This window comes from Methylobacterium sp. B1 (genome assembly GCF_000333255.1).
Classification (GTDB): domain Bacteria; phylum Pseudomonadota; class Alphaproteobacteria; order Rhizobiales; family Beijerinckiaceae; genus Methylobacterium; species Methylobacterium fujisawaense.
In genome coordinates this window covers 1-11,655 of the sequence record NZ_BACT01000070.1, presented here as the reverse complement: position 1 = coordinate 11,655, position 11,655 = coordinate 1, and the positions used below count along the sequence as shown (strand labels likewise).

The window sequence follows — 11,655 nt, the reverse complement described above, 5'->3', positions numbered from 1 at the left end:
CGTGTCGATCATGCGCGGTACGCGGCCCTCAAGACAGGCATGACCTATCGGCAGGTGCGGGCACGCCTGGGTTGCGATGGCCGTCGCATTTCGCACCTGACGATCGGCCGGGTCCGGCGCGCGACCTATTCCTGGCCCGGACGGGGCACGTATGGGGCCAATCTCACGCTCACGTTCCGCAACGAAAGGCTCACGGACAAGGCGCAGCTCGGCCTGCGCGTGCCCTGAGCGATCCGCTCGGCCCGAGAGCGGCCTTCCCGCCGGGCCTGAGGGGCAAGACGGGCCTCGGAGCCGACCGGGTGATGACCACACGCCGGAGGCGTTCGAGCGCCGCCCCCGACGGTCCTGGCCCGTGTCGGGCGCGGCCGCGCCGACGGCAGAGGGCATCACGGTCGGGAGGGATCGCGTCCTTTTCCGGGAGAGCCCCAGGTTCCGGTCCCGCTTCAGGCGCGGTCTCGGCGAGGGGCGTCGTCGGCCACGCATAGCCGGATCGGCGCGTGACCTTGGCCGCGGCGGTGCCGGCGGCCTCACGAGGTTTGATGCAGGGGCGACGGCCGCCTTCCCTCCGGCGGTTCGTTGAGCTCGCGGCCTCGGCGGCCTATGCATAGACCCCATGGAACTCCACGCGCCCGCCAACCGACCCTTGGCACCCATCGTCTGCCAACCGCCGCCCGCCGGAAAGGCGGCGCCGTTCCTGCCGATGAGCCGCGCCGAGATGGCGGCGCTCGGATGGGACGCCTGCGACATCGTGCTGGTGACGGGCGATGCCTATGTGGATCACCCCAGCTTCGGCATGGCCATCATCGGCCGGCTGCTCGAAGCGCAGGGGTTCAAGGTCGGCATCATCGCCCAGCCGGACTGGCAGTCGGCCGAGCCGTTCAAGGTTCTGGGCAAGCCGAAACTGTTCTTCGGCGTCACCGGCGGCAATCTCGACTCGATGGTGAACCGCTACACCGCGGACCGCCGGCTGCGCCACGACGACGCCTACACGGCCGGCGGCGAAGGCGGCCGGCGGCCGGACCGCTCGACCATCGTCTACACGCAGCGCTGCCGCGAGGCCTACAAGGACGTGCCGATCGTGCTCGGCGGCATCGAGGCGTCGCTGCGCCGCATCGCCCACTACGATTACTGGTCCGACAAGGTGCGCCGCTCGATCCTCGCGGACGCGAAGGCCGATCTGCTGATCTACGGCAATGCCGAGCGCGCCGTGGTCGAGGTGGCGAACCGCCTCGCGGCCGGCGAGGCGCCGCAGGAACTCGACGCGGTCCGGGGCGTCGCCCTGTTCCGCCGGGTGCCCGCGCATTACACCAAGCTGCCCGCCGACGATCTCGATTCGACCGAAGAGGCCGCCGCCCGCCGCCCCGGCGAGACCGTGATCCGGCTCCCCGCTTACGAGCAGGTCAAGGACGACAAGGAGGCCTATGCCCGCGCCTCGCGGGTGCTGCACCGGGAGGCCAATCCCGGCAATGCCGCCCGCTCGTCCAGCGCCACGGCGACCGCGACCTGTGGCTGAACCCGCCGCCGATCCCGCTCTCGAGCGAGGAGATGGATGCGGTCTACGACCTGCCCTACGCCCGCGCCCCCCATCCGTCCTACGGGGACGCGAAAATCCCCGCCTGGGACATGATCAAGTTCTCGGTGACGATCATGCGCGGCTGCTTCGGCGGCTGCACCTTCTGCTCCATCACCGAGCACGAGGGCCGCGTCATCCAGAACCGCTCGGAGGGCTCGATCCTGCGCGAGATCGAGAAGATCCGCGACAAGACGCCGGGCTTCACGGGGGTGATCTCGGATGTCGGCGGGCCGACGGCGAACATGTACCGGATGGCGTGCAAGGACCCGAAGATCGAGGCGGCGTGCCGGCTGCCGTCCTGCGTCTTTCCCGATATCTGCCCGAACCTGAACACCTCGCACGACGACCTGATCCGGCTCTATCGCAAGGTCCGGGAGGTGAAGGGCGTCAAGAAGGTCATGGTCGCCTCCGGCGTGCGCTACGACCTCGCGGTCCGGAGCCCCGAATACGTCAAGGAGCTCGTGACCCATCACGTCGGCGGCCGTCTCAAGATCGCGCCCGAGCACACCGAGCGCGGCCCCCTCGACCTGATGATGAAGCCGGGCATCGGCACGTATGACCGCTTCAAGGAGATGTTCGACGCCGCCGCCAAGCAGGCCGGCAAGAAATACTACCTGATCCCGTATTTCATCGCGGCGCATCCGGGCACGACCGACGAGGACATGATGCACCTCGCCCTCTGGCTCAAGAAGAACGACTATCGCGCCGATCAGGTCCAGACGTTCCTGCCCTCGCCGATGGCCACCGCCACGACCATGTATCACACCGAGATCAACCCGTTGCAGGGCGTGCGGCGCGGCGGCAGCGAGCCGGTCGACGCGATCAAGGGGATGCGGCAGCGCCGGCTGCACAAGGCGTTCCTGCGCTACCACGATCCCGAGAACTGGCCCCTGCTGCGCGAGGCGCTGCGGGCGATGGGTCGCGCGGATCTCATCGGGCCGAGGCCGGACCAGCTCGTTCCGCTCTCGCAGCCGCCGGGAACGGGCGCCGGTGCGGGCAAGGCGGGTGGCCAGCCGCGCCCCATGCGCCATCCGGGTGCGCCGCGTTTCACCACGAAGGGCGTGCCGCTGAGGAAGTGATGACCGCGCGCGGCTGATCGACGGATTTCCGAGAGCTGCGTTCGACCGAGGCTGCTTCCACATGGATCGAGCGCGGACATCCATGGATGTCGGGCGCGGACCAATGGCCACGGCTTGCGCGTGTTCGGAATCGGATGGCTTTGCGCGGTCGCGCGTGGCGACGCGGGCGCCTTCGATCCGAGGGACACGCAAGACGCCGTCAACCTGCGCTTCGGGGTCGTGGACCCTGATGGAGGATTGCGGGCCGGGAAGGCGCGAGGGCCAAGTCCGACGCGAGCGCCTTCATCCTGAGTATCCCGGCCCCGCTGGAGACGGAAAACGAGGGCCAGCTCCCCCGGCCAGTTCGAGCCGGTCGCGCACCCCTGGACGTCCGAGCCGGTGCTGCTGGTCGGCGAGGCTCGACAATCCTGCCGCGTGCGAACCCTCCGGGTCGGGCACCTCCCGCCGTTACTTTATCCGGTCGTCGCGGTGCCTGTAGCGCAGAATCGTGAAAAGCCACGCCTTCGAGGCAGCGCCGGGCCGCTAGCTGGTTCAATGCTCCCGGGCCTTGAGCAACGTGTACTGCACGAGGTCGTCGCTCTCGGTGGCGTCGCGGTTCAGCGACAGCGCAGACCGACGCAGATGCGGCACCCCCGCGACAAGTTCGGCCGCGAAGCCGTGGCCCGACGGCGTCTCGGCCGTGTCCAGCGCCTCCAAGGGGCGCCGGAAAGAGGCCGCCAACGGGAATTTCTCATCGGGCAGCGCGACGTCTAAGTAGTAATTCCGCAGACCTCGCCGGATTTCGTCGCGCGCAGGCGAGATCACGGCACCGTGTACGGCGGGCGAGCGAAACTGTTCGGCGACATGGGGCACGCGAGTGGGCTCGCCGTCGTCTTGAGGGCGGCGCCCAGGACCATCCGGCGGTCCCGCAGGCGCGATGAGCATCAATCTTGAGTCGCAGATCCCCGCGTCAATGATACGTGCGTACCGGGATAATAACATAAATTTTGGAACCTGCTTGTGCGCAACCCGTTTGTGCCCGGCTGCCGGAGGGGCAGTGAGCGCGGGACGGGGTTGGGAAGCGGTGACGGCGGACGTCGACAGGCATGAACTCCGGCCCATCATCGCCGGCCTGAGTGAGGGCGAGATCCTGGTCCAGCCCGACTGGGCCAGCGCGTGGTGTGCCAACGCGGCCGCCCCGGCGATGCAGGGTGCCGAGAGCCTGAACGAGCTCGGGCCGACCATGGACGCGTACCGGGACCGGTTCTGCCTGCGCGACCGCAGCGACCGTGGCGCCATCGAGAATCTCGCCAACCTGCGAAGGCGGGAGGTCGGTCGGGCGAAGATATCCGCCGTCAACCTGACGGTGCGCGAGCGCCAGATCCTGAACCTCGTCTGCGCGGGCCGGAATAACGCGGCCAACGCCCGCACGCTCAACCTCTCACGCAATCACGACGCCGCGATCCACCGCAAGATCGGCGTCCGCAAAGGGTCGGAGGCGGTCGTCTGGGGTCGAGGAAACGGATTTCCGATACAAGTCTCTGGAGCAAAATGATTACCGTACTGGTATAATTTGCTCATTGAACACGGAGACGGGACGATCATCTCATCGTCGGTGCAGGGTTTTCTCGAACACGACGGAGCACCCATGGCCGAAAACAGGAGTTCCACTTCCGCCGAGCACCTCAGGGGCTCGGTCAAAGAAGCCCTCGGCAAGCTCACCGGCGACATCCGGGTCGAGGCCGAGGGGCGACGGCAGAAGCGCGAGGCCCGCGCCGCCAAGTCCGTCGGGATCCAGCCCGCCAAGCCGGGTGGGGACTGACGCGAATTCGACCGGCGCCCCGACGCGGAGGCGCCGACCCACACCACCATCACGCAAGGAGAACGACATGGTTGACACGGATCGGATCACGGGCGCCGCCAAGGAAATCGGCGGCAAGGTGCAGGGCGCGGTGGGCGATCTGACCGGCTCGCGGCGGGACTCGGTCGAGGGGCGCGCCCGCGAGGCGGCCGGCCAGGCCGAGAACCTCTACGGCCAGGCCAAGGACACCGTGCGTGACGCGGCCGAGCACGTCGCCGACACCGCCCGCGATATCGGCGGCCGAATTCGCGAGACCGTGGGCGGCCTCGTCGGCTCCGACGACGTCGAGGATCGGGCGCGCCGCGCGCAGGGCGCCGCCGAGGATCACTTCGACCGGGCCCGTCGCTCCGTGCGCCGCGCCGCCGACGACGCCTCCGATTACGCGGAAGACGCTTACGAGCGCGGCGCTCGCGCCCTGCGCCATGGCCAAGGCGGTGTGAGCGGCCAGGTCGCCGAGTACCCCCTCGCCTCCCTGCTGATCGCCGGCGCCGTCGGCTTCGGCCTCGGCCTGCTCGTCTCGGGCACCCGCGACTGAGCCGCCGACCCACGACTTCGAACGACCCAAGACCCGGAGTGAAAGAGTGACCATCCAGACGACCGCTTCCCCCCTCGCCACGACAGCCACGCAGGCCGACACGCGTGCCGTGCTGCTCAACCAAGTGTCCTGGGGGGCCATCTTCGCCGGCGCCGTCACCGCCCTGGTGACCCAGGTCATCGTGAACCTCGTCGGCGTCGGGGTGGGCCTGGCCTCCGTCGGCACCACCGCCGCCGACAACCCGTCGGCCTCCACCGTCTCGATGGGCGCCGGCATCTGGTTCGTGGCCTCGGGCATCGTCGCCTCGCTGGCCGGCGGGCTGATCGCGGGCCGGCTCTCGGGCAAGCCCCTGCCGGGCGCCGCCGCCCTGCACGGTCTCGTCTCCTGGGCGGTGACGACGCTGGTCGTGCTCTACCTGCTGACCTCGGCCGCCAGCGGCTTGGTCGGCGGCACGCTGAGCACGGTCTCTGGGGCGCTCGGCGGCGCGGGCAACCTCGTGGGCGGCACCGTGCAGACGGCGGCCCAGGCGGCGGCGCCGTCGCTGTCGAAGATCTCGAACCCGCTGGACGGCATCGAGGACAAGGTCCGCCAGCAGGCCGCCGGCCAGGACCCGCAGGCGGCTCGTGATGCCGCGGTGGCGGCGGTGCGCGCCGTGCTGACCGGTGACCCCGCCCAGAAGGAGCAGGCCAAGAACCGCGCCGCCGACGCGCTGGCCAAGGCCCAGGGTATCTCGCCCGACCAGGCCAAGGCGCAGATCGACGACTACCAGAAGCAGTACGAGCAGGCCGTCACCACCGCCAAGCAGAAGGCTGAGGCCGCTGCCGTCACGGCGAAGTCCGCCGCCACCCAGGGCGCGTTCTACGCCGCCATCGCCCTGATCCTTGGCGCACTGGCGGCCTTCTTCGGCGGTCGCCTCGGCGCCCCGAAGCCGGCGACGCTCCTCTCCTCCTACGACGCCCGCCGCGTCTGAACCCCTTCACCGGCCCCCGCCCACGGGCGGGGGTCTTCACCGGCCGGAGCATCCGGCCTCACTCGCGAAGCAGGAGCGCACGATGAGCAGCACCACCGACAAGCTCAAGGGTCTGGCCAACGAGGCCGTCGGCAACGTCAAGCAGGGCGTCGGCAACGTGACCGGCAACGACAAGCTCGTGGCCGAGGGCAAGGCGCAGGAGCTGAAGGGCGAGGCGCAGAAGACCGTGGGCGACGTCAAGGACGGCGCCAAGAACCTCGCCGACAAGGTCACCGGCAAGCACTGATCGCGACTCCAGCGGCGCCGGTACGGCCGGCGCCGCCCGAGAGAGCCGTGTCCGATGAGCAGAGGAGTGAACCATGAACCGCGACCAGATTCGTGGCGCGTCCCGTCACCTCCAGGGTCGCGCCCAGACCGCCGTCGGCGGCCTGACCGGTGATCCGGTCCGCCAAGTGCGCGGCGCCGCCAATCAAGTGGCCGGCGGCGCACAATACGCCTACGGCCGCGCCCGCGACCGGGCCGAGGACCTCGCCGAGGACGGCCGTCACCTCGCTCACGAGGTCTGGGAGCGCGCCGACGACCTCGTCGAGGACGGCCGCCATGTCGCCCAGGAGGCCCGCCGCCGGGTGCAGACCCACGGCCGCCGCGCGATCCGCTATGCCGATGCCAACCGCACCACGACGCTGCTCGCCTTCGTCGGCGTGGCCTTCGCGCTCGGCTGGCTCGCCCGTTCCTCGCGCTGACACCGCGCCACCCTGGAGATCCCGATGATCCGCAAGCTTCTGACCGCCTTCCTGCTGCCGCGCGTGATCGCCTTCGTCACGCGCCGCGTCACCGGCCGGGCGACCACGCCGCCGCCACGTCGCGGCTACTGACCGCCAAGCCCGGCGATTTCTGCCGATCCATCACGGAAAGGACGCGACATGAGCAAGGGATACCCCTCGATGACCGCCCTGCTGGGCCTGCTCGCGGTGGCGGGCTACCAGAACAGGGACAAGATCGCGGAGTGGCTCGGCACCCCCGCCCGGGACGCCCATGGGTCGGTCGTGCCGCCGGTGGCGCGGACCTCCCCGGCGACCGGGTCCGCGGCTCCCTCCAACCTCGAGCGCGTGCTCGGCGGGGTCGGCTCGGCCGGGGTCGGCGGCCTGCTGGCCAGCGGGTTGGCCGAGCTCGTCGAGCACTTCACCAAGGGCGGCCACGGCGAGACGGCGAAGTCCTGGGTCAATCAGGGCGCCAACCGCGACATCGCCGAGCCGGACCTTGAGCGCGCCATCGGCCCGCTGACCCTGGAGCACCTCACCCAGCAGACCGGCCTGAGCCGCTCGGAGATCCTTTCGCGCCTGTCGCGCGAACTGCCGTCGGCCATCGACCGCTACGCGACGGACGGCCGCCGCTTCGCCTGACAGCGGGACCCGAACGTCCCGGTCGTCCCATGGGGCGGCCGGGCAGCCGACCAGGGCCGGCATCAGGCGGCAGCTTGCACGATGCGGGGGAACCGTCACGCCATGATCACCGCCCTGCGTCGCATCCTCATCACGGCGCTCATCGCCGCGCTTGCCGGCCTCGGTGTGGTCGTGGCCCTGCTCGGCCGGCGCCCGCGGACACGCCTCATGCAACGGACCGCGGTCCCGGTCCCGGTTGCGGCTCCCGTGCCGGCCCCCCGCACGACCGGCGGCAGGCGGGGGCTGGCTATCGGGCTCGTGTGCCTGTTGATCCTGACGGGGCTGGCCGGGCTCGTCTACGAGCGCCATGACGCGACCTTCGGGGTCGTGTCTCGCGCGCCGGACGGCGCGGGCCAGACGCTCGCCGCCCTGCCGCCGTCCGACACCGGGACCGCCCGCACGCCGAGCCAAGCGGACGAGAGGACGACCCAGTCGGCGCGGACGCGCGAAGAGCCCGGCCCACCGGCCAACCGTCCGCCTTCGCGCCCGTCGGCATCGGCCGCGCCGGGGTTCGACGTCGTGCGCGTCGAACCGAACGGCGACGCCGTGATCGCCGGACGGGCGGCGCCGAACGCGTCCGTCGAGGTGCTCGTCGATGGCCAACCCGTGGCGCGCGCGCAGGCCGATGCCGGAGGGCACTTCACCCTCACGCCACCGCCCCTCCCGGCCGGGAGCAGCGAGATCGGGCTGCGTGCGACGGATGCGAAGGGCGACACGCAACGGTCGTCGACCCGCGTCGCGGTGGTGGTCGCGCCGGCCCGGGATGCCAAACCCCTCGTCGCCCTGTCGTCGCCCGACGCGCCGACCCGGATCCTGTCCCGGCCGGACGGCCCGGCCCCGGGTAACCCGGCTTCCACGACGGTGCCGGGTCCGCCGAACGCCGGGCGAGACGAGCCGGGCGCCGATGCCGGCATCCCGACGACGGGTATCGGGACCGGCGCGCGCCGAGCAGGCGGGGCGACGTCGCCGACCGATCCCAGACCCCGAGGGGCTCGCCCGGCCGAGAAGCCCGTCGCCGACGCGACGACGGCATCGCCCAAGGTCGTCAGCATCGATGCCCAGGACGGAGGCAAGCTCTTCGTCACCGGACGGGCAGCCCCCGGGGCCAGCCTGCGGCTCTACCTGAACGATTCGCCGGTCGCCCCGGCAACGGTGGGCCGCGACGGCACCGTGACATTCACCATCGGCCAGGGCGTGAAGCCCGGCCACTACACGGTCCGGCTCGATCTGGTCGATCCCGCGACGGGCAAGGTCCGGGATCGGGCAGAGGTGCCGTTCACGGCGCCCGGTGCCGGCCACGACGAGGGGGTGGAATACGCGGCGACCCAACAGGGCGGAGCTCCGCAGACCGCCGTGCCAAACCCGTCGGAGCGAGGGCCCCCCGAATATGCCGCCGCGCCGCGCGCGAATCCGGCGGACCCGGCGCGACCCACCGGCACCGGCAGCTTGGCGGCTGACATTCCGTCCGGGGCCATGGCGGGCTCCGCCGCGGTCTACGTCCCCCGGATCGAGACAGCCCGCATCGTGCGTGGCGACAATCTTTGGACGATCAGCCGCCGGACCTACGGCGAGGGCGAACGCTACACGTTGATCTTCGACGCCAACCAGGACCAGGTCCGCGATCCGGACCTCATCTATCCCGGACAGGTCCTCGTGCTCCCGGACAAGGACGTCGTCGACGCCGGCCAGACCGGCAAGCGCGACTGACTGGGTCATCTCCCACGCTGCGAAGACTGGTTTCGCCGCGTGGGCGGGGTTGTCCGGGTTCGTCTGGGCGGCGGGTCAACCTCGGTTCGGGACGGCTATGACGCCGCTAGGCCGGTCCGATACAGCGACCAATCGGACCTGTGCGACGTGACAGGGCCGGATGGCATCGACAGGCGCTGCCGAGCACTCCGTGCCGGCCCCTGGCGCCTCTCTGTCGGCTTCGACGGTCCGGGCGCGTGCGACGGACGCATCTTGTCGATGCTCCAGCCGCCTGCGTGTTGCAGAGCGAGGCCGCGCCCGTGCGGCGCCGCGCTGGCGCGGCGCCGACTCCGGTTCAGTAGCTGACGTAGCCGCCGGCGCCCTGAGAGGGGCGCACCCGGCCGCCGGTATTCACGGACGGGGCTGCCCGCTGGCGCTCGGCCTGGCGGTTGGCCAAGGCGCGGCCGGCGGCGCAGCCACCGACGGCGCCGAGGACGCCGTGCCCGGCATAGTGGCCGGCAATGCCGCCGACGATGGCACCCTTGATGCAGCCCTTCGCCTCGGCCGCCTGACCGGCGGCCAGAAGGGCACTCGCCGCCACAGCGGCCACAGCGACACGCTTCATCATGATAATCTTCCCTCCGCGGCATCTCCGTGGCCGCAGCGACGATTTAGGTATTCAGAGCGCGTCATGAAGATGCCGTGGTGCAAATTTCCATGAATTTCACCACTTGAATTTCCGAGGCATACTACAGAATGACGATCCGTTCGCGTCGATGCTCCGCGATGACGAAAATGAACATTGCTTGAACGGAGGCGAGCCGTCGATGGAAGAGAGGGTTGCTCCTGTCCTGGGCGTTCGCCGCGTCAGGTCTTCGTGACGCGACCGGCCTGGCCTGCCGACATGGGCCGGCCGCCCGACCTGATCCTCCGGCGGCTCCGGACGACCTGACGGAGGACGACGGAGATCTGGTCGGCCGAGCAGGGGGTGTGCCGGAGCTCGAAGCCGTTCGCGCCCTCCCCCGCGTTGGTCGCCATACCGCAGAGCCACGGCGCGGATGCGCTGCCGACCGGTCTCGTCCGAGCGCCCGAGATCGCGCAGATTACCGTGCTCGACGCACCACCGGAGAGTTCCGCGCTCCGTCAGGCTGAAGCCTTCGCGTTTCAGGCGTGCATCGCGTTCGCTGTCGTGCCCCGCCGCGAAATCCTTCGCGGCCGCCAGTGCCTGCAGACGGGCGAAGACGCCGAAGTCCCGCGCATGTTTCCCCGTGAGCAAAAACCAGTCGCCGACGAGGGGATCACCCGATGGCAGTGAGATCAGGTTGCAAGCGCGCGATCCGCGCGCTTCGCTCCCGATCGATTTAGGTCCGAAGGCAGTCGCGGATCGTGGGCGCTACGCATGGAGTGATGATCACGAACGCGCAGACTTTCGGCGTCGCGCCCCCCGCCGCGTGTGCGCGCACCCGATGGGTCTGTGGCGCCCAGGCTCAGAGCGAGCGTGGCAGATTTCCCCGCGTCGGAGCGCCGGACGGTCGAGTCCACTCATCGTCAGAAAATCGCCTTCGTCACCCATATACGACCCCGCGACGGTACACGGTGGAACGAACCGTCAACGGCCCGACCCTGTGGGCCGGCGCGTGCAACAGGTCTGCATACAATCGGCACGGCCGCCGGGGCGGTCGATGGCAGATTGCACTTCGATCGACGACTTAGCGGAGGCTTGGCTGGGGCGCCAGGATTCGAACCTGGGAATGGCGGTACCAAAAACCGCTGCCTTACCACTTGGCGACGCCCCAAGGTGAGCGGAGGCTGTCTAGACGCCGCGCCCGCCCCTGGCAAGCGGTGGATCGCGGCCGTCTGGCCCCCGCCCGCAGCGGCTTACCGGCGCTCGGGGACGCCGTCGATCCGGCGGGGCAGGCCCAGCGGATTGGCGGCCTGAAGCGCTGGCGGCAACAGCGCGTCGGGAACGTCCTGGTAGCTCACCGGCCTCAGGAACCGGTCGATGGCGAGGCTGCCCACCGAAGTCGTGCGCCCGTCCGAGGTCGCCGGATAGGGGCCGCCATGCACCATCGCGTGCGCCACCTCGACCCCGGTCCCGAAGCCGTTGACCAGGATGCGGCCGACGCGGCGCTCCAGGAGCGGCAGCAGGTCCCGCGCCGCCGCGTGATCCTCCGGCGCGAGGTGCAGCGCCGCCGTGAGCTGGCCTTCCAGATGCTCCAGCACCGCCCGCATCGCCGCGAGATCCGCGCAGCGCACCACGAGGCCCGAGGCCCCGAACATCTCCTCCTGCAGCGCGGGATCCGCCAGGAACACGTCCGAGTCCGTGGCGAACAGGCTGGCCCGGCCCTGGGTCACCCCGCCCTCCGCACCCTCGGCGATGCGGGTGACGGCGGCGTGCCCGGCCACCCGCGCGACGGCCTCCCGGTAGGCACGCTGGATGCCGGGCGTCAGCATGGTCGCGGCGGGGCTGTCGCGCAGGGCCGCGCCGGCCGCTTCCAGGAAGGCGTCGAGGCCCGGGCCGGCAGCGCCA

The 11,655-nt window shown here is 70.6% G+C and carries 12 protein-coding genes, 1 tRNA gene and 3 pseudogenes; 12 read left to right on the top strand and 4 right to left on the bottom strand.

The window, feature by feature from the left end:
- The coding region (locus I53_RS01895; RefSeq protein ID WP_043346048.1) for a hypothetical protein at positions 1-228 on the top strand (228 nt) is incomplete at its 5' end.
- 385 nt (positions 229-613) lie between these two features.
- Positions 614-2,652: pseudogene (locus tag I53_RS01890) on the top strand (YgiQ family radical SAM protein).
- 531 nt (positions 2,653-3,183) lie between these two features.
- On the opposite strand, the gene I53_RS30265 reads toward I53_RS01890, so the two are convergent.
- Positions 3,184-3,504 (bottom strand): hypothetical protein, encoded by a 321-nt coding sequence (locus I53_RS30265; protein WP_139231553.1) that lies wholly within the window; start codon positions 3,502-3,504, stop codon positions 3,184-3,186.
- A 211-nt stretch (positions 3,505-3,715) separates the two neighbouring features.
- Between I53_RS30265 and I53_RS36060 the strand changes: the two are divergent.
- The 9 genes and pseudogenes from I53_RS36060 to I53_RS01850 all read left to right on the top strand — a co-directional run.
- Positions 3,716-3,922: pseudogene (locus I53_RS36060) on the top strand (helix-turn-helix transcriptional regulator); the annotation flags it as partial.
- Positions 3,923-3,997: 75 nt separating this feature from the next.
- Positions 3,998-4,186 (top strand): LuxR C-terminal-related transcriptional regulator, encoded by a 189-nt coding sequence (locus tag I53_RS36055; RefSeq protein WP_374701288.1) that lies wholly within the window; start codon positions 3,998-4,000, stop codon positions 4,184-4,186.
- A gap of 93 nt (positions 4,187-4,279) precedes the next feature.
- A complete protein-coding gene (locus tag I53_RS30765; protein ID WP_083935939.1) occupies positions 4,280-4,453 on the top strand; it encodes a CsbD family protein in 174 nt (57 codons plus the stop codon).
- Positions 4,454-4,520: 67 nt separating this feature from the next.
- Positions 4,521-5,027 (top strand): CsbD family protein, encoded by a 507-nt coding sequence (locus I53_RS01875; RefSeq protein WP_043346042.1) that lies wholly within the window; start codon positions 4,521-4,523, stop codon positions 5,025-5,027.
- A 46-nt stretch (positions 5,028-5,073) separates the two neighbouring features.
- Positions 5,074-5,997: a hypothetical protein gene (locus I53_RS01870; protein WP_043346041.1), complete on the top strand. Its 924-nt coding sequence runs from the start codon at positions 5,074-5,076 to the stop codon at positions 5,995-5,997.
- An 82-nt stretch (positions 5,998-6,079) separates the two neighbouring features.
- Positions 6,080-6,283 carry a CsbD family protein gene (locus I53_RS01865; protein WP_043346039.1) on the top strand — a complete coding sequence of 68 codons (204 nt, stop codon included), beginning with the start codon at positions 6,080-6,082 and terminating at the stop codon, positions 6,281-6,283.
- Positions 6,284-6,356: 73 nt separating this feature from the next.
- Positions 6,357-6,740, top strand: coding sequence for a CsbD family protein (locus tag I53_RS01860; RefSeq protein ID WP_043346037.1), 384 nt, complete (start codon positions 6,357-6,359; stop codon positions 6,738-6,740).
- 180 nt (positions 6,741-6,920) lie between these two features.
- The gene (locus tag I53_RS01855) at positions 6,921-7,400 is read left to right on the top strand and encodes a YidB family protein (RefSeq protein WP_043346035.1); all 480 of its coding nucleotides are present in this window, start codon (positions 6,921-6,923) and stop codon (positions 7,398-7,400) included.
- A 102-nt stretch (positions 7,401-7,502) separates the two neighbouring features.
- Positions 7,503-9,146 carry an Ig-like domain-containing protein gene (locus tag I53_RS01850; RefSeq protein WP_051044610.1) on the top strand — a complete coding sequence of 548 codons (1,644 nt, stop codon included), beginning with the start codon at positions 7,503-7,505 and terminating at the stop codon, positions 9,144-9,146.
- A 334-nt stretch (positions 9,147-9,480) separates the two neighbouring features.
- Here I53_RS01850 and I53_RS01845 read toward each other — a convergent pair whose 3' ends face one another.
- Positions 9,481-9,753: a hypothetical protein gene (locus tag I53_RS01845; protein ID WP_374701287.1), complete on the bottom strand. Its 273-nt coding sequence runs from the start codon at positions 9,751-9,753 to the stop codon at positions 9,481-9,483.
- Between the two features lie 399 nt (positions 9,754-10,152).
- Here I53_RS01845 and I53_RS01840 point away from each other — a divergent pair, with 399 nt between their 5' ends.
- Complete coding sequence (locus tag I53_RS01840) at positions 10,153-10,440, top strand: hypothetical protein (protein ID WP_043346034.1); 288 nt, start codon at positions 10,153-10,155, stop codon at positions 10,438-10,440.
- 406 nt (positions 10,441-10,846) lie between these two features.
- On the opposite strand, the gene I53_RS01835 is transcribed toward I53_RS01840, so the two are convergent.
- Both I53_RS01835 and I53_RS01830 read right to left on the bottom strand, forming a co-directional pair.
- A tRNA-Gln gene (locus I53_RS01835) sits at positions 10,847-10,921 on the bottom strand.
- Positions 10,922-11,003: 82 nt separating this feature from the next.
- A pseudogene (locus I53_RS01830) lies at positions 11,004-11,655 on the bottom strand (aldehyde dehydrogenase (NADP(+))); the annotation flags it as partial.